Source organism: Pseudomonas sp. GNP014 (assembly GCF_054344005.1).
The window spans coordinates 385195-406129 of record NZ_JBTGUS010000001.1 but is presented as its reverse complement, the minus strand read 5'-3'; the positions used below and the strand labels follow the sequence as shown (position 1 = coordinate 406129).

At 60.2% G+C, this 20935-nt stretch carries 19 protein-coding genes; 14 read left to right on the top strand and 5 right to left on the bottom strand.

Features of this window, described 5'->3' with window-relative positions; translation table 11 throughout:
• Positions 1-99 precede the first annotated feature (99 nt).
• Positions 100-555, bottom strand: coding sequence for a MaoC family dehydratase (locus ACXX9E_RS01910; RefSeq protein WP_007909575.1), 456 nt, complete (start codon positions 553-555; stop codon positions 100-102).
• A gap of 180 nt (positions 556-735) precedes the next feature.
• On the opposite strand from ACXX9E_RS01910, the gene ACXX9E_RS01905 reads away from it, so the two are divergent.
• From ACXX9E_RS01905 to ACXX9E_RS01895, 3 genes are read left to right on the top strand one after another with little or no spacing between them, the layout of a single operon-like run.
• Positions 736-1098 (top strand): CidA/LrgA family protein, encoded by a 363-nt coding sequence (locus ACXX9E_RS01905; RefSeq protein ID WP_123463810.1) that lies wholly within the window; start codon positions 736-738, stop codon positions 1096-1098.
• Complete coding sequence (locus tag ACXX9E_RS01900) at positions 1098-1814, top strand: LrgB family protein (RefSeq protein ID WP_123463812.1); 717 nt, start codon at positions 1098-1100, stop codon at positions 1812-1814. The genes ACXX9E_RS01905 and ACXX9E_RS01900 overlap by 1 nt, the downstream gene beginning before the upstream one ends.
• A gap of 10 nt (positions 1815-1824) precedes the next feature.
• Positions 1825-2415, top strand: coding sequence for an LON peptidase substrate-binding domain-containing protein (locus ACXX9E_RS01895; protein WP_123463814.1), 591 nt, complete (start codon positions 1825-1827; stop codon positions 2413-2415).
• An 8-nt stretch (positions 2416-2423) separates the two neighbouring features.
• Here ACXX9E_RS01895 and ACXX9E_RS01890 read toward each other — a convergent pair whose 3' ends face one another.
• The 4 genes from ACXX9E_RS01890 to ACXX9E_RS01875 form a co-directional block, all read right to left on the bottom strand.
• Complete coding sequence (locus tag ACXX9E_RS01890) at positions 2424-5924, bottom strand: calcium-binding protein (protein ID WP_458554961.1); 3501 nt, start codon at positions 5922-5924, stop codon at positions 2424-2426.
• Positions 5925-6128: 204 nt separating this feature from the next.
• Complete coding sequence (locus tag ACXX9E_RS01885; RefSeq protein ID WP_458554960.1) at positions 6129-7649, bottom strand: hypothetical protein; 1521 nt, start codon at positions 7647-7649, stop codon at positions 6129-6131.
• A gap of 477 nt (positions 7650-8126) precedes the next feature.
• Positions 8127-9443 (bottom strand): bifunctional DedA family/phosphatase PAP2 family protein, encoded by a 1317-nt coding sequence (locus tag ACXX9E_RS01880; protein ID WP_447807587.1) that lies wholly within the window; start codon positions 9441-9443, stop codon positions 8127-8129.
• Between the two features lie 134 nt (positions 9444-9577).
• Positions 9578-10297, bottom strand: a complete 720-nt coding sequence (locus tag ACXX9E_RS01875) for a DNA-3-methyladenine glycosylase (protein ID WP_267801646.1) — start codon at positions 10295-10297, stop codon at positions 9578-9580.
• Between the two features lie 177 nt (positions 10298-10474).
• Here ACXX9E_RS01875 and ACXX9E_RS01870 point away from each other — a divergent pair, with 177 nt between their 5' ends.
• The 11 genes from ACXX9E_RS01870 (at position 10475) to lipB (ending at position 20910) form a co-directional block, all read left to right on the top strand.
• On the top strand, positions 10475-11746 hold the full coding sequence (locus ACXX9E_RS01870) for a glutamate-5-semialdehyde dehydrogenase (RefSeq protein ID WP_186746134.1): 1272 nt from the start codon (positions 10475-10477) through the stop codon (positions 11744-11746).
• On the top strand, positions 11715-12437 hold the full coding sequence (gene nadD / locus ACXX9E_RS01865; RefSeq protein ID WP_123463826.1) for a nicotinate-nucleotide adenylyltransferase: 723 nt from the start codon (positions 11715-11717) through the stop codon (positions 12435-12437). Before ACXX9E_RS01870 ends, nadD begins: the two co-directional genes overlap by 32 nt.
• A 72-nt stretch (positions 12438-12509) precedes the next feature.
• Complete coding sequence (gene rsfS, locus ACXX9E_RS01860) at positions 12510-13004, top strand: ribosome silencing factor (RefSeq protein ID WP_123463828.1); 495 nt, start codon at positions 12510-12512, stop codon at positions 13002-13004.
• Positions 13005-13013: 9 nt separating this feature from the next.
• A complete protein-coding gene (rlmH, locus tag ACXX9E_RS01855; RefSeq protein WP_009051038.1) occupies positions 13014-13481 on the top strand; it encodes a 23S rRNA (pseudouridine(1915)-N(3))-methyltransferase RlmH in 468 nt (155 codons plus the stop codon).
• 10 nt (positions 13482-13491) lie between these two features.
• Positions 13492-15387 (top strand): penicillin-binding protein 2, encoded by a 1896-nt coding sequence (gene mrdA / locus ACXX9E_RS01850; RefSeq protein WP_128615292.1) that lies wholly within the window; start codon positions 13492-13494, stop codon positions 15385-15387.
• A 31-nt stretch (positions 15388-15418) separates the two neighbouring features.
• Entirely contained in the window at positions 15419-16522 is a 1104-nt protein-coding gene (rodA, locus tag ACXX9E_RS01845) for a rod shape-determining protein RodA (RefSeq protein ID WP_185015778.1), read from the top strand.
• Between the two features lie 17 nt (positions 16523-16539).
• On the top strand, positions 16540-17550 hold the full coding sequence (mltB, locus tag ACXX9E_RS01840; protein ID WP_123463833.1) for a lytic murein transglycosylase B: 1011 nt from the start codon (positions 16540-16542) through the stop codon (positions 17548-17550).
• Positions 17550-18560: a septal ring lytic transglycosylase RlpA family protein gene (locus tag ACXX9E_RS01835; protein WP_123463835.1), complete on the top strand. Its 1011-nt coding sequence runs from the start codon at positions 17550-17552 to the stop codon at positions 18558-18560. Before mltB ends, ACXX9E_RS01835 begins: the two co-directional genes overlap by 1 nt.
• A gap of 184 nt (positions 18561-18744) precedes the next feature.
• Positions 18745-19902 carry a D-alanyl-D-alanine carboxypeptidase family protein gene (locus tag ACXX9E_RS01830; RefSeq protein ID WP_123463836.1) on the top strand — a complete coding sequence of 386 codons (1158 nt, stop codon included), beginning with the start codon at positions 18745-18747 and terminating at the stop codon, positions 19900-19902.
• Between the two features lie 85 nt (positions 19903-19987).
• Complete coding sequence (locus ACXX9E_RS01825; RefSeq protein WP_027612895.1) at positions 19988-20263, top strand: DUF493 domain-containing protein; 276 nt, start codon at positions 19988-19990, stop codon at positions 20261-20263.
• Positions 20263-20910 (top strand): lipoyl(octanoyl) transferase LipB, encoded by a 648-nt coding sequence (gene lipB, locus ACXX9E_RS01820; protein WP_128615294.1) that lies wholly within the window; start codon positions 20263-20265, stop codon positions 20908-20910. The genes ACXX9E_RS01825 and lipB overlap by 1 nt, the downstream gene beginning before the upstream one ends.
• Positions 20911-20935 lie beyond the last annotated feature (25 nt).

Sequence of the window (20935 nt, the reverse complement as noted above, 5' to 3'; positions counted from 1 at the left end):
GCAATTAGGCGACCGAGTATGCCGCAGCTGTGTGACCTAATGCAGCCGGTAAAACAGTGTTGACGCGAAACAGCGTGCGCTGCTTCGCATCCAGAACCATCAGACGAAGCAGAGCGACAGTGGCTCGGCGATATAGGCCGGTTTGTCCGAGCCTTCTATCTCCAGTGTCGCGGTGGCCTTGAGCAGCCACTGGCCGGGTTTTTTCTCGGTCACTTCGCCCAGGTCGACCTTCAGGCGGACTTTCGAATTGACTTTCACCGGCTGGATGAAGCGCACGCTGTCCAGACCGTAGTTGACCACCATCTTCACGCCTTGCGGCAGGATCAGGATGTCTTCCATCAATTTGGGGATCAGCGACAACGACAGGAAACCGTGGGCAATGGTGCTGCCAAATGGCGTTTGCGCGGCTTTGACCGGGTCGACGTGAATGAACTGATAATCACCGGTGGCTTCGGCGAACAGGTTGATGCGTTCCTGATCGATAGTGAGCCATTCGGAACGTCCGAGTTCCTTGCCGACATAATCTTTGAGCTCTGCAACGGGAACATAGGGCATTGAGACTCTCCTTGGGTTCATCGGTTTTATAGTTTTTCAGGTGGGGGATTTGACCGCCCTGCGAACCACTGTAGATCATCATGGCGATTTGCTCCGGTCAACCGACCATGCTTTTGGCGAATGCCGATCCATAGCGCAGGCGTGCTTATAATGCTCGGCGCTTTTTGTCGGAGATGTCAGATGTTGTTACGTGGCCTGACCCTGCTGGTGCTGTTTCAATTGCTCGGCACGGCGCTCAATCACTTGCTGTTGCCGGTGCTGCCGGGGCCGATCATCGGCCTGCTGTTGCTGCTGGTGTTCCTGATCGTTCGCGGGGAAGTCGGCGAGCCGTTGAACCTCGCGGCCGGCAGTCTGTTGCGCTATCTGCCCTTGCTGCTGGTGCCGCCAGCCGTGGGTGTGATGGTGTACGCCTCGGCAATTGCCGCGGATTTCTGGGCGATTGTCGGCGCACTGGTGGTGTCGCTGATTCTGTCGATGGCCTTCGCCGGGGTCTTGATGCAGCGTCTGGTCCGGCGTCATGTACCGCCATCGGAGGAATCCTGATGCTCTTCGACTGGCACGGCGCCTGGGCGTCGGTGATTCACCATCCGCTGTTCGGCATCGGCATCACCCTCGGTGCTTATCAACTGGTGCTGGCGGCGTTCGAGAAAACCCGCTGGATCTTTCTGCAACCGGTGCTGGTCTCCATGCTGTTGGTGATTGGGGTGCTGGTCAGTTGCGGCCTGACTTACGCCGAGTACCGCAAGAGCACTGAGATCCTCAGCATTCTGCTGGGCCCGGCGACAGTGGCGCTGGCGGTGCCGCTGTATCTCAACCTCAAACGCATCCGCCAATTGTTCTGGCCGATTTTTACTACGCTGGTGATAGGTGGTGTGGTCGCGACGGGTATGGGCGTGTTGCTCGGCTGGTGGTTCGGCGCCGAGCACATGATCCTGATGACCATGGCGCCGAAGTCGGTGACCTCGCCGATTGCCATGCTGGTGGCCGAGCAGATCGGTGGCGTCGCGGCGCTGGCGGCAGTGTTCGTGCTGATCACCGGGGTGATCGGCGCGATCTTCGGCCCGGCACTGTTGACCCGCCTTGGCGTACACAGCCCCGAGGCGCGCGGCATGGCGTTGGGCATGACAGCCCACGCCGTCGGCACCTCGGTGGCGTTGCAGGAAAGTGATGAGTGCGGCGCCTTCGCGGCGCTGGCAATGAGTCTGATGGGCGTGGCCACGGCGGTGTTCCTGCCGTTGGCGGTGTCGATGGTGGTCTAAGGAAATGTCTATGAGCCTGCCGCTTTTTCCGCTGAACACAGTGCTGTTTCCCGGTTGCAATCTCGACTTGCAGATCTTCGAGGCGCGCTACCTGGACATGATCGGTCGTTGCATGAAACAGGGCGGCGGCTTCGGCGTGGTGTGCATCCTCGACGGCAGCGAAGTCGGCCTCGCGCCGCAGGGTTTTGCGCTGGTCGGCTGCGAAGCGCTGATCACCGATTTCCAGCAGCAGGACAACGGGCTGTTGGGGATTCGCGTGCAGGGCGGGCGCCGCTTCCATGTGCTGCGCACCGAAGTGCAGCGCGACCAATTGATTCTCGCTGACGTCGAGTGGCTGGACGACGAGCCGGAGCAACCCTTGCAGGAAGAAGACGCCGACCTGGTGGCGCTGCTCAAGGCCCTGGCCGAGCATCCGATGGTCGAGGCGCTGAACATGGGCACCGACGCGCCTGGTCAGCAGTCACTGGCCAATCAGTTGGCCTACCTGTTGCCCTTTGCCGAAGAAGACAAGATCGACCTGCTGCAACTGGATGATCCGCAACAGCGCCTGGATGCCATTCAGGCACTGCTGGATGAGTTGCAAGGTGAGTTATTCGCCTGAGCTGCGCATCAGGCGATCAGTGCGCGGTTTATCACCAGGTCTTGCGGTTTGATCCGATAGCTCAAGTCGCTGTCGATGCCCCAGTAGTCCTTGCTCGCGTTGTAATAGATATGACCGCTTTTTTCGACGGTGGAGCCGATGTTCAAGACGAACACCTGCGAAGCCAGTTCGTGGCGTTCCCGGTGTTGCCGGATGTCCTCCAGCAGCGCCGCCAGCGTGGCATAGCCCCGGGCTTCGATGACGTAGAGCTGCAACACTTCGAACAGCAGCGACACTTCATAAATGTTCCCGGATGACGTCGCCACACTGATGGACTCCACGGGGGTTTCTTCGTCGATGTCGGGCAATTCGATCAACACGCTGGCGACATGCAGTTCATTGCCACTGAGGCGGATATCGCTGCGGGTGACCGTTTCGGTCATCCGTGTGCTGTAGAACGTCCAGGTCGACGCGTTGGCGGTCCTGGCCTGAGCGCCGGGGGTCGACAGGCTGATGATCGCGTTGCTCGACGGATAGACGTCGTAGATCGAGCTTTGACCCTGTAGGGCGTACTTGCCCTTATGCTGCGTTGAGTTGATGTCGACCTTGCCGGGATGCACGGGCAGCAGATGGCGTTCAGTCACATGTGGACGGTTGAACAGATAGCGGCCATGCCGCGGTTTCAGACACTCCGGTGCCGGCCGTGACTGGTAACCGGGGGTTGCGGAATCAGCGATATAGGAAAGGGCTGGCGGCACGAGGCGATACGATTCGCCATCCTTGAACACCAGCACTACGTCATGCCGGGTTTCGATGCCGGCGGCCATGCGTCCACCACCGACGTCGGTTTTATTGTCGGATCGCTCGCCCACCACATTCGATAGAAAAACAGCTTTTGCTAGCAGTTGCAGCCGGATCGTGAAAGCGCTGTAGGTGAGGTAGGAAAACCCCGATACGCCCTTGTTGCTGTCAACGCTGTAAGTGATGCCGAGGCCAAGCAACTCGGTACTGTTGTAGTCGAGGTGAATGACGCTGGACGTTCTGGCCGTGCCGTGTGGCACGCTGAAGTCGACTCTGCGGTTGTTGCGCGACATGAAGTAATGTTGCGGTTGCGCAGCCTTGGGCTGTAGAGCACCGCCGTTGATGATGCAGGGGGCGGGCGGGCGGCTGCCGTTGACGGTCACGATGACTTCAGTCGTGTGGGGTAACAGGTCCTGCAGCAGCGCCGGCAGGACCGGCAATAGCTCGTAACCATCAGACGTGTTGAAAAGCAGCAGGTTGTTGATCACCTGACGTTGACCATTGAGCGTTCTGTAGACGTTCTCGATGGTCAGGGTGTGCTCCGGCAGCTCGCCGTCTGCGCCACGTCGTGAAGTGATGACCAGCGAGGTGCCGACAATTCGCCATTGTTGAATGTTCTCTGCTGGCCAGCCGAGTTCGATGTGACTGATCTGTTGACCGTTTTCGACAATCGTCGCCTCGATGGACGTCTCGGCGATGTAGTAGCGATCGGTCCCCGCGCCGCCGTCGACGTTGACCTGCGCACCGCGAATGACCAACTTGTCGTCGCCTGCTCCGGCGGTCACGGTGTCGTAGCCATTGGCAACGATGACATTGGCGTGATCATCGCCTGTCACCTTGCTCGAACCCTGCCGCAGGGTCGAGATGTTCTCGATGTCCTTGATCTGCGCCACGCTGATATCGGCGATTTGCGGGTCGCCACTGCGCAGTGCGACCTCTCCGCTGGGCAAGTGGACGTCATGGCCGACAAAGCGCGTTTCACGCCTGGGCCGTGCCCCTTCGAACGCCAGCAGGTCGGTGCCTGCACTGCCATCGAGGATGCTGGTGCGTGCTGGCCGCACCGCTCTGTCGAACTCGGTCTCGGCGACCTCGAAGAGGAAGGTGTCGTCCTTGTCACCACCGGTCAGGTTTTTGGCGTCGGTGCGATAGGTAAAGTAGTTGGGTTTGTTTTTCACCCCGAGCACCCGGTCGTAACCGTCATCCAGGCGCCACAACACGCCTTTCCCGTCGCCGGCCTCACCGCTGACGACGCGCTCGAGGTCGGGTGGCAAACCGTCGCGCGCATCAATGTGGTCATCGCTGGAAACCACCACCGGCTCGTTCTCGATTTTGAACGGTTGTTCGCCGGCGCTCGCGTCCCACTGGTGGCGCCATACGTTGATCGGGCGTAACTGGACATTGAAGCTGCCGTTCACCACGTGTTCGATATAGTTTTTATAGGCACCCTGCAACAGGGCGGTGGCCGAGGCCTGCTGTTGCTGGCGGTGGTCGCCGGTGGCCTTGGCGATCCTGAACCGGTCCATCACGTCCTGATCCAGCTCTTGATGGGTGAAGGCAAACCAGCCTGAACGCAGACGCTCATGGAAACCCAGTTCGATGTAGTCATCAATGTCATCGACAACCCGCGCGGCGCGGTAGATTTCCGCACCCAGTACCAGCACGGCTGCCGCGGCCAGGCCAAGGGGGCCGGCAACGCTGCCGAAACCGGCGAGCGCCGCCAGGCCCAGGGCGATGCTGATTCCCGCACCGGCCACGCTGAGTCCGCCGCTGACGTAGTGATCCTGCGCTGCCTTGCCTGTCGTGCCCGCCGCCGCGTTAAAAGCCTTGACCGCACCAATGATGTCGAAGGGCAGCGTGATAGCACTGGCAAACAGGCCCGCGCCGCGACTCAGGGTCTTGCCGATGCTGGTGGCGGGAAACCGGTTGAACACCGTCGCGCCACTTTGGAACATCGCCTCGCCACCCTTGCTCAAGCCCCGCTCAATGATCAACGAACCGATTTCACTGCTGATGCCGCCGGCATTGAACGCGGCTTCGCCGAGATCGCCGACCTTGATCGCCTCGGCAATCCCGATCAGGCCGCTGTAGATGCCGTAGGCCTGCAGGCCGACGCCGGCACCGCTTTGCAAATAACTTTTGCTGCGGTTGACCCAGCCCGGCATGTGCTCAAGGGAATCGACGCGATGGATGTCGATTTTTTGTGCCGAGCCCAGCAGTTTGTCGAAGCGCGCCATCGGGTTGCCAGACGCAAGAGGCGTGGAGGCAATGAACAGCGGTGCGGCAGTGGGTGAGCGTTTGCAGGCGATTTCGAAAAACAGGGTGGCGACTTTGCTGCTGTCGGGGTTGTCCGTGGATTTGATGCGCGATTCGACCTGAGCCGGATCGAAACCCAGCGCATCGAGAAAGGTTTTGTCGGCGGCCTCCAGGTGGGCATTGGCGCCACTGATGTGTTCGCCATTCACTGTCGCGCCCATGGCTTGCAGTTCCACGCGGCTGATCGTGAACTCGCCGATGCGCAGCGGCCCCAGGCGTTTGTCGAGCGTCTTGAGTGCAAGAGGCGCAGGGTTCTGCACAGGGCGGGCGGGCGGCGGTGTCAGCGGTGGTGCGCTGGGGACGATTTCAACCTGTCGCGAGACCGGCGCATGGTGGTTGGCCGAAGTGCTGATCGGCGTGATGTGAATGACTGCATCGAGGGCGGGTTCCACTGATGCTGTAATAAGTTTCGCCATTATTTAATCCTTTAAAAACAGGCGTGGTCGGACACCGGTGTTGGAATCGGTATTCCGTTGGGAAAAATTGTAGTGTGAATATAAAGATTGAAAGTTGAGCGGTGCAGTTAGTTGGTTTCTTGATATTTAAATAAAATTTTAGTTCTGCCTTGGTCGTATGTCATAGGGTGGTCGTCTTGAAGTCTGCCCTCAGTATCGAGTTGTTTAAAGTTCGGGCCAGACGATGTCATCGGAAAATTCATTTTTATTGCCTGAAAGCCGAAGTATTGGATCACCCAAGGCCTCGACCTTGTCGATCAACGCGTCATACTGGTTTTTATTGGACGTGCCGAAGTGGGTCGATTCTTCTATGAAATCCGCACGGTCTCCCGCCGCCTGATCAATGTCTTTGACCTTGGCCGCTTTCGTCATTTCCGTGTTCAACAACCAGACCCGCTCTGCTTCGATACCCTTGGTGGTGACAGACACCAGACCTTCGTACTCGTCATCGGGAAACCAACTGGCAGTGTCCTCAACCTTCGAGTTGAACAGATGATTCTCTTCGTGCGGCACGACCTCCAGACCTCGGGTATCCAGTACGTAAAGAAACATGACCGTCTGTTTTGTACGGGTCGCAATGTAATCGCGGTCATGATCCCAGGCGACCGGGCTATCGGGATCATCCGACCACTCAGCAGATTCACTGCTGTCGGAATCACTGTCGCTGGCGTCGGATTTCAGTTTGCCCGGGTGTTTGTTCGTCTGGCTGTTGTAGAGCAGGTATTCGGGATCGGGCGCACTGGCGTAACCGATGCCCTCCTTGAGACTGAACGTGGAGCTGATCGGTTTTTCGGTCGAGGCGCCGGGGCTGTGGCGGTAGCGAGGCAGCATGGTGTCGTCTCTGGCGATCTCGAAGGGCGTGCGATCATCGCCTCTGAACATTGCCGGGACATCGGTGCGGTACAGGCAATTGTTCTTGTTGCGCCGATAACCTGCTTTCGCCAGGAGTGCCTCGCGCACGGCATCGGTCATGCTGGTTTCGGGGTCATACCAGGGGTGTCGGGCGCCGCGTTTCAGGTTCAGTTCATTGACCATGTCGCGGGCGAGGGCGTCGAGACGCTGCGGACTGCCAGGGTCTTCAACCAGGCGTTTGTGTGATTCGGCCCACTGCGGGATTTTCAGTTCTGCACGCAAGTCTTGTTGCAGGCGAGACAACTGACTGGGCAACAGGTTGTAAGACTGCAACCACTTCTTGCGTTGATCCGCACTCAAGGTCGGATGCAACTGACTCAGGGCGTTTTGCAGCAGATCGGTGACGGGGTTTTCGGACTTCGTCGGCTTGAACTGTTTTGGTGGCAAACCAGAGGCCTGAGCCATTTCGCTGGCAGTGTCTGCGGGACGTTTCAGGGCGGACTGGCGTTGCTCGGTCAGGCGCCAGGTAGGCTCTTCGGGATTTTTGTAGAGGATCGGGCCGGAAGGTGTTCGTTCGGTGAGCATTTTCAGCCGATAAACCCCGAGGGCTTCATCCAGGCCGGCGTGCGCGGTGTGCAGCTCACCGTCATGCTCGACATCGACGAATTTGCGCCCGACCACGTAGCGGAAACCCTCGCCGTCAGCAGCTTGCATGCCGCGCAGGAGAGGTGTGGCGCTCCAGTATCGCTCCACCGGACTGTTGGCCGTTGCCTGGCCGGCGTTCCGGTTGGGGAGCGCAGTGACTTCAACCGTCGGCGGCAGGGCGTGACTCACACTCTGCTCTGGATGACGGGGCCGAAACGGGTTTGTCGTGTCTGGCGTGCCAAAGGGCCTTGATGCAAGAGGGATCGAAGTGCCTGGCGGGTTGTCGGAGCGATGCGCTATTGGTGTTGTTGTCTCTGTACTTTGCGAAGTTGAAGTCGAATGTTTGCGCGGTATTTTAGGGCTCATGGAATGCTCATTATTAATAGGTGTTTAAATTTATTAATGGTTAATGTGTTCAGTTGCTGTTCTGTTCAAGTAATTTTTCTTCGGGGTGGAGTCAGCGTCATGCTTTTTAATTTAATGGATTTTTGCACTGGTGAAGTGTTGGTTGTGAAGATGTTTAATATAAATATGTAACTTGGTTTTTTGTTTAGTGCGCAGGCAGCCACTCACTTGAGTCAATCAAGAGCAGCTTTCAGAACGGGGCGGGGGGAGTGCGGCGCCACTCCCGGCGTCAATGCGCAGAGAGTGGCGAGAGAGGGGCTATCAGTAGGCGTAACGCAACATCGTATGCGGCAAATGGCGCAGGACGAAGAAGCTGAACAGCAGCACCAGTGCCGGAATGATCAGCCACCAGATTTTGTACGGCATCGCACCGAGAGGAGCCTTGCGCTGGCTCAGCCACAGACTTGCCGCACACACGCAGGTCGCCAGCATCGCGCCAGCGAGAATGTCCGTCGGCCAGTGCGCACCCAGATAAACCCGTGAAAGGGCAATCGCCAGCGCAGGAATGCAGCCGAGTAGCAGCCAGGTCAGGCGCAGGCGGGGCGGTTGTCCACGTCCGGCAAGGACGGCCAGAGTCAGAAACAATGCAAAGGAGCCGGAGGCATGGCCGCTGGGCATGCTGTAGCTGGTGATCGGGTCAGTCAGCACCTCCGGGCGTACACGGGCGAAGAATAGCTTGGTCGCGGTGTTGGCCAGAGCGGTGCAGAGCAACGTGCCGCCGGCGAACAGCGCCTGTCGCCATTGCCGGCACAGCAACAGCAGCACGGTCAGCAGGATGCTGAACATCAGCATGTTGCGGAATTCGCCGATGAGGGTGAGCGTCACCGCGATTTCATCCAGCATCGGCTGACGATGCTCCTGCACCAGGGTCATCACCCCTTGATCGAGCGCATTCAGATAGGGATAGCCGATGAACAGGCCGATCAGGATCAGCAGGCTCATGCTGCTGATCCAGAGGGTTGCCCGGCGGTGACGGCGCAGACTGCTGTTCACACTGAGGCCCACCATGACCGCGATGCTGGCAGCGACAATGCCCGCTTCCAGCCAGAAGCCTTCGGGCAGCGGCAAGCGGATGGCCGCACCGGTGGCCCAGCCCGGCAGCAGGTAAACCAGGCTCCACCCGGCGGCGGCCAGCAGGCTGACGGCGGCAAAACGCGGGAACGGCATATCGCACATGCCGGCCACCATCGGCAGCATCGGCCGCAACGGACCGATAAAACGGCCGACCAACAGGCTGGCGATACCGTAGCGCTGGAAATAGGTTTCCGCCCCGGCCATCCATTCGGGGTGGTGGCGCAGCCCCGGCAGGCGTCGGATGTTCTGGTGGAAATGCCGGCCAAGGAAGTACGAGATTGCATCGCCGAGAATCCCGCCGAGAAAACCCAGCAACAGGGTTTCGCTCAACGACAGCGCGCCGCTGCCGGCCAGTACGGCGACAGCAAACAGTAACACCGTGCCAGGGACGATCAGTCCGGCGATCGCCAGGCATTCGACAAAGGCCACGATAAACACCGCTGCGGCCAGCCACTGGGGATTGGCCGCCAGCCAACCGGTCACGCTATCGAGCCATGGGCCCATACAAAAAACTCCATCAAATATTCAATCGGCTCGCTGGGGGAGTGAGCCTGCTCGCGAAGAGGGTGTGTCAGTTGAGTCTCTTTTGGCTGACCCTCTGCTTTCGCGAACAGGCTCGCGCCCGCAGGGAATTCCTTTTAGTTCAGACCTGCTTCTGACCCCGACAGCAGGAAATAGTCGCGCCCTTCGACCTGACCCCGGCGCAGCGGGTTCCGTGTGCACCATTGCGCATAGCTGGCGTCGACGAAGCGGTACATCAGGTGTTCGTCGCGGCCATGGGGGATACCCAGTCGCGTCGTCTGAATGATGTGGGTCGGTGTCGGTCCGGTGTCTTCCACCAGGAGCATTTCATGATCGAAACGCCTGGCGTCCCACACCGGTACCTTCAGGCCAAGAGCCTTGCACAGCAATGTCTGCCCGGCGCAGAGTTTTTGTGACGGGCGCGGACGACCCTGTGCATCCGGATTGTTCAGCAGCATCTGCGCCAGGCTCGACTGCCCGCTGATGTCATCGACCCACGGATACGCCGATTTGATCAGCACGGCATTGCCCGGCCCTTGCGCGCTGAAATTCAGTGAGTCGCCGCCACGGGCGTAATACATATAGATGTGGCCGCCATCCAGAAACAAAGCCTTACGCTTTTCTGTGTAACCGAGGGAGGCGTGACTGCCTTTTTCCGCGCAGTAATACGCTTCGGTTTCGATAATCCGCGCACTCAGCCACAGACTGCCGACACGATGACGGATGACTTTGCCGAGCAGATCCTTTGCCAGCACTTGGGCGTCTCGGTCGAAAAAAGCGTCCGGGAGCCCAAGCGGCAGGCTTTCGGCGCGGTTGCGAGCGGTCAGGTTGGACATGGCAGGCAAGGTTTATCCAGGCTGAAGAGGTCGTAATGATAACAATGCGCGGCTTAACTACGGCTTAACGTCGGCGATTCGCCGTTCATTTCGACCATCCGCCCGTCACCGCTGTTAGTCCCGGGACGCGACAGCTATAATCTGCCGCTTTCCTCTTTGCCAAGACCCCAGCAGACCATGACTGAGTCCGTTCTTGACTACATGACCCGATTGGGTCGCGCCGCCCGCGAAGCCTCCCGGGTCATCGGCCGTGCCAGCACTGCGCAGAAAAACCGCGCCTTGCAGGCTGCTGCCAATGCTTTGGACGCCGCTCGTGCCGAGCTGGCTGCAGCCAATGAGCAGGATCTGGCCGCCGGTCGCGCCAATGGTCTGGAGCCGGCATTGCTGGAACGCCTGGAACTGACTCCGGCGCGCATCGACGGCATGATCGTCGGCTTGCGTCAGGTCGCTGCGCTGCCGGACCCGGTCGGCGCGATCCGTGACATGAGCTTCCGTCCGTCGGGCATTCAGGTCGGCAAGATGCGCGTGCCGCTGGGCGTGATCGGGATCATCTACGAATCCCGTCCCAACGTGACCATTGATGCCGCGAGCCTGTGCCTGAAGTCGGGCAACGCGACCATCCTGCGCGGTGGTTCTGAGGCGATTCATTCCAATCGGGCGATCGCCGCGTGCATCCAGCGCGGTCTGGCCGAGGCCGAACTGCCGGCAGCGGTGGTGCAAGTGGTCGAAACCACCGACCGTGCTGCGGTTGGCGCAATGATCACCATGCCCGAGTACGTCGACGTGATCGTGCCGCGTGGTGGCCGTGGTCTGATCGAGCGCATCAGCCGCGATGCGCGCGTGCCGGTGATCAAGCACCTGGACGGCATCTGCCACGTTTACGTCAGCCAGCACGCCGACCTGGCGAAAGCCCAGCGCATCGCGTTCAACGCCAAGACCTATCGCTACGGGATTTGCGGGGCGATGGAGACGTTGCTGGTCGATCAAACGGTTGCAAAGGATTTCCTGCCGTCGATGGCGGCGCAGTTCCGCGAAAAAGGCGTCGAACTGCGTGGCTGCGAGCGCACCCGGGCATTCATCGACGCCGTGCCGGCCAGCGAAGACGACTGGAGCACCGAATACCTGGCGCCGATCCTGTCGATCCGCGTGGTCGACGGCCTGGCTCAGGCCATCGAACACATCAACCATTACGGCTCCCATCACACCGACTCGATTGTCAGCGAAAACCTCGCCGACACCCGCCGGTTCGTGGCGGAAGTCGACTCGGCGTCGGTGATGATCAACACCCCGACGTGCTTCGCCGATGGATTTGAATACGGATTGGGTGCCGAGATCGGCATTTCTACTGATAAGCTGCACGCCCGCGGCCCGGTGGGCCTTGAAGGACTGACCTGCGAGAAGTACATCGTGGTCGGTGATGGCCAGTTGCGCGGCCAGGCGACGGTCTGACTTGACCGACCTCGACCTGACAGCGCCGCAAACCGGCAGCGAGTCTCGCCCGCGACGCATCGGCGTCCTCGGCGGCACGTTCGACCCGGTGCACATCGGGCATTTGCGCGGCGGGCTGGAAGTCGCCGAAGCGCTGGCGCTTGACGAGTTGCGCTTGACGCCCAGCGCGCGGCCGCCGCATCGCGATACCCCGCAGGTGTCGGCGCAGGATCGGCTGGCGATGGTCGAGTGCGCGGTGGCCGGAGTGCCGCCGCTGGTGGTGGATGCCCGCGAATTGCAGCGGGACAAACCGTCCTACACTATTGATACCCTGGAGTTGATGCGCGCCGAAATGCCCGCCGAGACCCAGGTTTTTCTGCTTTTGGGCTGGGACGCATTTTGCGGCCTGCCCACTTGGCATCGCTGGGAAGAGTTGCTCCAGCATTGCCATATCCTGGTGCTACAGCGCCCGGACGCCGACAGCGAACCGCCGGATGCCTTGCGCAACCTGCTGGCAGCGCGTTCGGTGAGCGACCCGCTGGCCCTCAAAGGGCCGAGTGGACAGATTGCATTCGTCTGGCAGACACCGCTCGCGGTTTCCGCCACCCAGATCCGTCAACTGCTGGCCAGCGGTAAGTCGGTACGTTTCCTGGTGCCCGACGCGGTCCTGGCCTACATCGATGCGCACGGTCTGTACCGTGCGTCGAACTGAACAAGGCGTGCTTCACGGATACGAATCCACGTGTCGCCAAGCCGCCGAATATATGAGCAAAACGAGTTTTATATGACTGACAAAGACCAAACCAAAGTTAAGCGCAAAGGCACGTTCAAGAGCGCTCCGCTGCCAGAAGCGGTCAACACCAACGAGCCGCTCAAGGGTGACGAGCTGGTCAAGATCGCTGTAGCCGCTCTGGAAGACGTCAAGGCGCAGGACATCCAGGTTATCGATGTTCGCGACAAGCAGAGCATCACCGACTACATGATCATCGCCACCGGTACGTCCAATCGCCAGATCAACGCGATGCTGGACAAGGTCCGTGAAGAAGTCAAAAAGCAGGGCGCCAAGCCGCTGGGCGAAGAAGGCAAGGGCGACAGCGACTGGGTACTGCTCGACCTCGATCTGGTCATCGTGCACATGATGACCGCCTCGGCGCGTCAGTTCTACGACCTGGAGCGCCTGTGGGCCGGTGCCGAGCAAAGCCGTGCGGCAGACGCCAAGCACCACAGCCCGGAAAACACCCACGAGCATTTCACCAAGCTCAACAAAGACCAGTTCTAAGGGATTGCTGTGCGACTGCGACTGATCGCCGTCGGTTCACGCATGCCCAAGTGGGTGGAAGAAGGCTGGCATGAATATGCCAAGCGTCTTCCGTCCGAGCTGGCGCTGGAACTGGTGGAAATTCCGCTCAATACCCGTGGCAAGAATGCCGACGTGGCCCGATTCATCCGTCAGGAAGGCGAAGCCATGCTGGCCAAGGTCGGGCAGAACGAGCGGATTGTCACGCTTGAAGTCCACGGCAAACCCTGGAGCACCGAGCAACTGGCGGTCGAACTCGACCGTTGGCGGCTGGATTCGCGCACGGTCAATTTCATGGTCGGTGGCCCGGAAGGGCTGGCACCGGAAGTCTGTGCCCGCGCGGACCAGCGCTGGTCGTTGTCGCCGCTGACGTTGCCGCACCCGCTGGTGCGGATTCTGATCGGCGAACAGTTGTACCGTGCCTGGACCGTGCTGTCCGGTCACCCTTACCACAAGTAAGCCTGCCCTCATGTCTCAGCCGATCCGCATCAAGGACCACGAAAAGGACGCACGCCTGGTGCGTAGCCGCGTCGTGTTCGGGGCCGTTGCGGTCATGCTGTTGATCTGCGTATTGATTGCGCGGCTGTACTACTTGCAGGTGATTCAGTACGAGTACCACTCGACGCTGTCGGAAAACAACCGTGTCCATGTGCAGCCGATTCCGCCGACCCGTGGCCTGATTTTCGACCGCAACGGTGTGGTGGTGGCGGACAACCGTCCCAGCTTCAGCCTGAGCATGACCCGCGAGCGTTCCGGCGACTGGCAGCAAGTGCTCGACGTGATCGTCGAGGTGCTGCAGCTGACGCCCGATGACCGGGTGATCTTCGAAAAACGCATGCGTCAGGGGCGCCGGCCGTTCGAGCCGGTGCCGATCCTGTTCGAGCTGACTGAAGAGCAGATTGCCCGGATCGCGGTGAATCAGTTCCGCCTGCCGGGTGTGGAAGTGGTCGCGCAACTGGTTCGTCACTATCCGCAGGGTGCGCACTTTGCGCATTCGGTGGGGTACATGGGGCGGATCAACGAGAAAGAGCTGAAGACCCTCGATCCGGTCAACTACAGCGGCACGCACCATATCGGCAAGACCGGCATCGAACGCTTCTACGAGCCGGAATTGCACGGTCAGGTGGGTTACGAAGAGGTCGAGACCAACGCCCGTGGCCGCGTCCTGCGCGTGCTCAAGCGCACCGATCCGATTCCTGGCAAAGACATTGTCCTCAGCCTCGACATCAAATTGCAGGAAGCGGCCGAGGCCGCGCTGGGCGGGCGTCGTGGTGCCGTGGTGGCCCTTGATCCGCGCACCGGCGAAGTGCTGGCGATGGTCAGCCAGCCGAGCTTCGACCCGAACCTGTTCGTCACCGGCATCAGCTTCAAGGCTTACGCCGAGTTGCGCGATTCCATCGACCGGCCGCTGTTCAACCGGGTCTTGCGCGGCCTGTACCCGCCGGGTTCGACGATCAAACCGGCGGTGGCGATTGCCGGTCTCGACTCCGGTGTGGTGACGGCCTCAAGCCGGGTGTTCGATCCGGGCTACTACATGCTGCCCAACTACGACCACAAATACCGCAACTGGAACCGCACCGGGGACGGCTTCGTCGACCTCGATACGGCGATCATGCGGTCCAACGACACCTACTTCTATGACCTGGCGCACAAGCTCGGGATTGACCGGTTGTCGTCCTACATGAACAAGTTCGGCATCGGCCAGAAGGTCTCGCTGGACATGTTCGAAGAATCCCCCGGCCTGATGCCGTCCCGCGAATGGAAACGTGCGACCCGCAAACAGGCGTGGTTCCCCGGCGAAACCCTGATTCTCGGGATCGGCCAGGGCTATATGCAATCGACCCCGCTGCAACTGGCCCAGGCCACGGCGCTGGTCGCCAACAAAGGTGTGTGGAACCGTCCACACCTGGCCAAATCCCTCGAAGGGGTGAAGCCGGTGGACACCAACCCGATGCCGGACATTGTCCTGCGCGATCCGTCGGACTGGACCAAGGTCAATCACGGCATGCAGCAAGTGATGCACGGCGCCCGTGGCACCGCGCGCAAAGCGGCGATCGGCGCGCAATACCGCATCGCCGGCAAATCGGGTACCGCTCAGGTGGTCGCAATCAAGCAGGGCGAGAAGTACGACCGCTCCAAGGTTCAGGAGCGCCACCGCGACCATGCCTTGTTCGTCGGTTTTGCCCCGGCCGATGATCCGCGAATCGTCGTCTCGGTGATGGTCGAGAACGGTGAGTCCGGCTCCGGCGTCGCTGCGCCCGTGGTGCGTCAGGTCATGGACGCCTGGCTGCTCGATCAGGACGGACGCTTGAAGGCCGAATACGCCAGTCCAATCAGTGCGGAGGCTACGGCCCGTGATGAATAATTTTGATCGCATGCTCTCCAGTGAGGATGTGATGCGTCGCCGAGCGACGTTGCTGCAAAGACTGCATATCGACGGCCCGCTGTTGATCCTGTTGCTGATCCTCGCGGCCGGCAGCCTGTTCGTGCTGTATTCGGCCAGCGGCAAGAGCTGGGACCTGCTGGCCAAACAGGCGACATCGTTCGGCATCGGCCTAGTGTCGATGATCGTCATTGCCCAGTTCGAGCCACGGTTCATGGCGCGTTGGGTGCCCCTCGGTTATGTGGTCGGGGTGGTGCTGCTGATGGTGGTGGACATCATGGGCCACAACGCCATGGGGGCGACCCGCTGGATCAACATTCCCGGGGTGATCCGCTTCCAGCCGTCGGAATTCATGAAGATCCTGATGCCGGCGACCATCGCCTGGTACCTGTCCAAGCGCACGTTGCCGCCACAACTCAAGCATGTCGGGATCAGCCTGATGCTGATCGGCGTGCCGTTCGTCCTGATCGTGCGCCAGCCTGACCTTGGTACGTCGCTGCTGATTCTCGCCGGCGGGGCGTTCGTGCTGTTCATGGGCGGGTTGCGCTGGCGCTGGATTCTCAGCGTGCTGGCGGCGGCCGTACCGGTGGCCGTCGCCATGTGGTTTTTCATCATGCACGACTACCAGAAGCAGCGAATCCTGACCTTCCTCGACCCGGAAAGCGATCCACTGGGCACTGGCTGGAACATCATTCAATCGAAAGCCGCCATCGGCTCCGGTGGCGTGTTCGGCAAGGGCTGGTTGCTCGGCACCCAGTCGCACCTGGACTTCCTGCCGGAAAGCCACACCGACTTCATCATTGCCGTACTCGGCGAGGAGTTCGGTCTGGTGGGCATCTGCGTGCTGTTGCTGATCTATTTATTGCTGATCGGCCGGGGGCTGGTGATCACCGCTCAGGCGCAGACGCTGTTCGGCAAATTGCTCGCCGGTGCGTTGACCATGACGTTTTTTGTTTACGTTTTCGTCAACATCGGTATGGTCAGTGGCCTGTTGCCGGTCGTGGGGGTGCCGTTGCCGTTCATTAGCTACGGAGGAACTTCGCTGGTGACGCTGCTGTCAGCGTTTGGGGTTTTGATGTCGATCCATACCCATCGCAAGTGGATCGCACAGGTTTGAATAAGGTGAAGAGTTCAATGCAAGTAATGCGTGGCTGGGCGACTCGATGCGCGCCGCTGGTTGGCCTGATGGGCCTGCTGGGCAGCGTGCAGGAAGCGCTGGCCGGCGAATACGAAGGCTCGCCGCAGGTGGCCGAATTCGTGGGTGAAATGACCCGCGACTATGGTTTCGCCGGTGAACAGCTGATGGGGGTGTTCCGCGAGGCAGAGCGCAAGCAGTCGATTCTTGACGCGATCTCCAAGCCCGCCGAGCGGGTCAAGCAGTGGAAAGAATACCGCCCGATGTTCATCACCGACGCGCGCATTGCCCGGGGCGTGGACTTCTGGCGTCAACACGAGGCGACGCTGGCTCGCGCTGAACAGGAATACGGCGTGCCGGCACAGGTCATCGTGTCGATCATCGGCGTCGAGACCTTTTTCGGACGCAATACCGGTAATTTCCGGGTGATCGATGCCTTGTCCACCCTCGGTTTCGACTATCCTCCCCGTGCCGAATTTTTCCGCAAGGAACTGCGTGAGTTCCTGCTGCTGGCGCGTGAAGAACAGGTCGATCCCCTGACCCTCAAAGGCTCGTACGCCGGGGCGATGGGATTGCCGCAATTCATGCCGAGCAGCTTTCGCGCCTATGCGGTGGATTTCGACGGTGACGGCCATATCAATATCTGGAATAACCCGGATGATGCGATCGGTAGCGTCGCCAGCTATTTCAAGCGCCATGGCTGGGTGGCCGGGGAACCGGTGGTCAGCCGGGCCGATGTGCGTGGCGAGCAGGTCGACGAAGGCCTGACCACCGGCATCGAACCGACGAAGACCGTCGGAGAGTTGCGGGCGCTGGGCTGGTCAAGTCATGATGCGCTGCGCGATGATATGCCGGTTACTGCATTTCGCCTCGAAGGCGACAACGGCCCTGAATACTGGATGGGCCTGAAGAATTTCTACGCGATCACGCGTTATAACCGCAGCGTGATGTACGCCATGGCCGTACATCAACTGTCTGAAGAGCTGGTAAAAGCACGGGGCGTCAAGTAATGCGGGCATTGCCTAACAATAAACCCCTGAAGCTGGTGGCATTCGCTGCGTTGGCGGTGCTGGTCGCCAGTTGTTCGACCAGCCGTTCCCCGACTCAGAAAACCTCGAATACTGCAGTGCGGGCGCAGCCTGGCCTGGACATCAACCGCGCGCACAAAGACGGCGCGCCGTGGTGGGACGTCGATGTGTCGCGCATCCCTGATGCCACGCCGACCCTGCACACCGGTCCGTACAAGGCCAACCCGTACACGGTGCTGGGCAAGACGTACTTCCCGTTGCAGGAATCCAAGACTTACGTCGCCTCGGGTACTGCGTCGTGGTACGGCACCAAGTTTCATGGCCAGAACACCGCCAACGGCGAAGTGTATGACCTGTACGGCATGAGTGCCGCGCACAAGACTCTGCCACTGCCAAGTTACGTTCGGGTGACCAACCTGGACAACAACAAGAGCGTGATCCTGCGGGTCAACGACCGTGGGCCGTTCTATTCGGACCGGATCATCGACTTGTCCTACGCGGCCGCCAAGAAGCTCGGTTATGCCGAAATCGGCACCGCGCGGGTCAAGGTCGAGGGCATCGACCCGCAGCAGTGGTGGGCCGCCAAGGGCCGTCCGGCGCCGCTGATGCTCAACGAGCCGCAAGTCGCGCAAAATAGCGCGCCGACCATCACGGCTTCGGCCGGTACCGTCGAGCAATGGACCCCGCCGCCGCAGCAACACGCCGCGGCCGTCGTGCCGGTTCAGCTCGATGCAAAAAAAAACGCTTCTGCACCAGCGTCTGGCCAGTATCTGCAGGTGGGCGCGTTCGCCAACCCGGACGCTGCAGAACTCCTGAGGTCGAAGCTCAGCGGGATGGTGAGCGCTCCGGTGTTCATCAGCTCGATCGTGCGCAATCAGCAGACTCTGCACCGGGTACGCCTGGGGCCGATCGGTTCGCCGGGTGAAATTGCCCAGGTGCAGAACAGTGTGCGCCTGGCCAACCTTGGTTCGCCAAGTGTGGTCAGCGAGTAATACGTAGACTTGATTGACGGTTCACTTGCGGTATTGGGGGGTGAACCAGGTTGTTGGCTCGTCGAAGAACAAAAGCCCGGCAAGGGTGACTGGAGTGAGCAACTGAACACGCGATGGCCCGTTAGAAGGCTGTCTGAATAGTTTTGCCTTCGGGCAAGTTTCCATTAGCGATTTCGAGAGACGGATGAACATCACCACCTTTGCCAAACGCCTGTGTCTGCTAGTCCCGCTGCTCCTCTCGCCAGCCGCCTTCGCGGCCGAGATGATGCCGTCGCCACCACAACTGGCTGCCAAGGCCTACGTTCTGATGGATGCCAGCAGCGGCAACGTGCTGGTCGAAAACAATGGCGACCAGCGTCTGCCACCGGCCAGCCTGACCAAACTGATGACCGCGTACATCGCTACGCTGGAAATCCGTCGCGGCCAGATCGGTGAAAACGATCCGGTGACCGTCAGCGAAAACGCCTGGCGCACCGGCGGTTCGCGGATGTTCATCAAGGTCGGTTCGCAAGTCACCGTCAGCGACCTGCTGCACGGCATCATCATCCAGTCCGGCAACGACGCCAGCGTGGCGCTGTCCGAGCACATCGCCGGCAGCGAAGACGCCTTCGCCGACCTGATGAACAAGACGGTCACCGACCTGGGCATGACCAATACCCACTTCATGAACCCGACCGGTCTGCCAAACCCTGAGCACTACTCGTCGGCTCACGACATGGCGATCCTCGCTCGCGCGATCATCCACGAAGACCCGGCTCACTACGCGATCTACTCGCAGAAAGAGTTCTTCTGGAACGGCATCAAGCAGCCTAACCGCAACCTGTTGCTGTGGCGCGACAAGACCGTTGACGGTCTGAAAACCGGTCATACCGACGAAGCCGGCTACTGCATGGTGTCCTCGGCTGTACGTGACGGCCAGCGTCTGATCGCTGTGGTGTTCGGCACCAACAGCGAAGTGGCCCGCGCCGCCGAGACCCAGAAGCTGCTGACTTATGGTTTCCGCTTCTTCGAAACCCAGACCTTCTATCAGAAGGGCACCGAACTGGCTCAGGCCCCGGTGTGGAAAGGCACCACCAATCAAGTCAAGGCCGGCTTGGCTGAAGACCTGACCATGACTCTGCCAAAAGGCCAGCTGAAGAAGCTCGCTGCCAGCATGACCATGAACCCGCAACTGACCGCGCCAATCGCCAAGGGCGACGTGATCGGTAAAGTCGAAGTCAAACTGGAAGACAAGGTGGTGCACAGCGCTGACCTGATCGCTCTGGATGGCGTCGAGGAGGGTGGTATCTTCCGCCGCATGTGGGATAGCATCCGTCTATTCTTCTACGGCTTGTTCAACTGATTTGTGTTGACCTGCATGGCCCCGCCCCGATCCGGTGCGGGGCCATGTGCGTTACCACGGCTTGCGCTCTAGAGGCCGTTACGCCATGACCGATACCGAAGTAAAGGCGCCAAAGATCGAATTTCCCCAGACTGATTATCCGATTAAGGTGATCAGCGACACGGGCGTCGGCAACAAAGACAAGATCATCGACATCGTCAAGAAACACGCGACCATCAATGATGAGCGCATCGACGAACGTCAAAGCAGCAATGGCAAATACACCACCATCCAGTTGCACATCGTCGCGACCGATCAGGATCAGCTGTACAACATCAACAGCGAACTGCGGGCTTCCGGTTTCGTGCACATGGTGTTGTGATGCCGGGCACGCTGGGCTTTCGCGAACTTGGCCAGATGGCTTACGAGCCGGTCTGGCATGCCATGCAACGCTTCACCAACGAACGCGGCAGCAATGCCGCCGACGAAATCTGGCTGGTCGAGCACCCTCCGGTGTTCACCCAGGGCCAGGCCGGCAAGGCCGAACATTTGCTGCTGCCGGGAGATATCCCGGTGGTGCAGGTCGATCGCGGCGGGCAGGTGACTTATCATGGTCCCGGCCAGCTGGTGGCCTACCTGCTGCTGGACGTGCGCAAGCTGGGTTTTGGCGTACGCGATCTCGTCACGCGCATGGAACAGTGCCTGATCGAACTGCTGGCCAGCTACGGCGTGACCGCCGCAGCCAAGCCGGATGCTCCCGGCGTCTACGTCGACGGAGCGAAAATCGCTTCTCTGGGTTTGCGGATTCGCCACGGTTGTTCCTTTCATGGCCTGGCCCTGAACGTGGATATGAACCTGGAACCGTTTCGACGGATTAATCCCTGCGGCTATGCCGGGCTGGCGATGACCCAGCTGAGCGATCACGCAGGACCGATTGAATTTGCCGAGGTAAGTGCCCGGCTGCGCGCGCAGCTCGTCAAACACCTCGACTATGCTGAGCAGACGACCCTGACGGGCGGAATCGACTGATATGACTACTGATGCAGTGCAAACC

Coding starts and splice junctions, on each gene's coding strand:
- ACXX9E_RS01910 (WP_007909575.1), bottom strand. CDS start 555: ATGCCCTATGTTCCCGTTGCAGAGCTCAAAGATTATGTCGGCAAGGAA.
- ACXX9E_RS01905 (WP_123463810.1), top strand. CDS start 736: ATGTTGTTACGTGGCCTGACCCTGCTGGTGCTGTTTCAATTGCTCGGC.
- ACXX9E_RS01900 (WP_123463812.1), top strand. CDS start 1,098: ATGCTCTTCGACTGGCACGGCGCCTGGGCGTCGGTGATTCACCATCCG.
- ACXX9E_RS01895 (WP_123463814.1), top strand. CDS start 1,825: ATGAGCCTGCCGCTTTTTCCGCTGAACACAGTGCTGTTTCCCGGTTGC.
- ACXX9E_RS01890 (WP_458554961.1), bottom strand. CDS start 5,924: ATGGCGAAACTTATTACAGCATCAGTGGAACCCGCCCTCGATGCAGTC.
- ACXX9E_RS01880 (WP_447807587.1), bottom strand. CDS start 9,443: ATGGGCCCATGGCTCGATAGCGTGACCGGTTGGCTGGCGGCCAATCCC.
- ACXX9E_RS01875 (WP_267801646.1), bottom strand. CDS start 10,297: ATGTCCAACCTGACCGCTCGCAACCGCGCCGAAAGCCTGCCGCTTGGG.
- ACXX9E_RS01870 (WP_186746134.1), top strand. CDS start 10,475: ATGACTGAGTCCGTTCTTGACTACATGACCCGATTGGGTCGCGCCGCC.
- nadD (WP_123463826.1), top strand. CDS start 11,715: ATGGCCAGTTGCGCGGCCAGGCGACGGTCTGACTTGACCGACCTCGAC.
- rsfS (WP_123463828.1), top strand. CDS start 12,510: ATGACTGACAAAGACCAAACCAAAGTTAAGCGCAAAGGCACGTTCAAG.
- mrdA (WP_128615292.1), top strand. CDS start 13,492: ATGTCTCAGCCGATCCGCATCAAGGACCACGAAAAGGACGCACGCCTG.
- rodA (WP_185015778.1), top strand. CDS start 15,419: ATGCGTCGCCGAGCGACGTTGCTGCAAAGACTGCATATCGACGGCCCG.
- mltB (WP_123463833.1), top strand. CDS start 16,540: ATGCAAGTAATGCGTGGCTGGGCGACTCGATGCGCGCCGCTGGTTGGC.
- ACXX9E_RS01835 (WP_123463835.1), top strand. CDS start 17,550: ATGCGGGCATTGCCTAACAATAAACCCCTGAAGCTGGTGGCATTCGCT.
- ACXX9E_RS01830 (WP_123463836.1), top strand. CDS start 18,745: ATGAACATCACCACCTTTGCCAAACGCCTGTGTCTGCTAGTCCCGCTG.
- ACXX9E_RS01825 (WP_027612895.1), top strand. CDS start 19,988: ATGACCGATACCGAAGTAAAGGCGCCAAAGATCGAATTTCCCCAGACT.
- lipB (WP_128615294.1), top strand. CDS start 20,263: ATGCCGGGCACGCTGGGCTTTCGCGAACTTGGCCAGATGGCTTACGAG.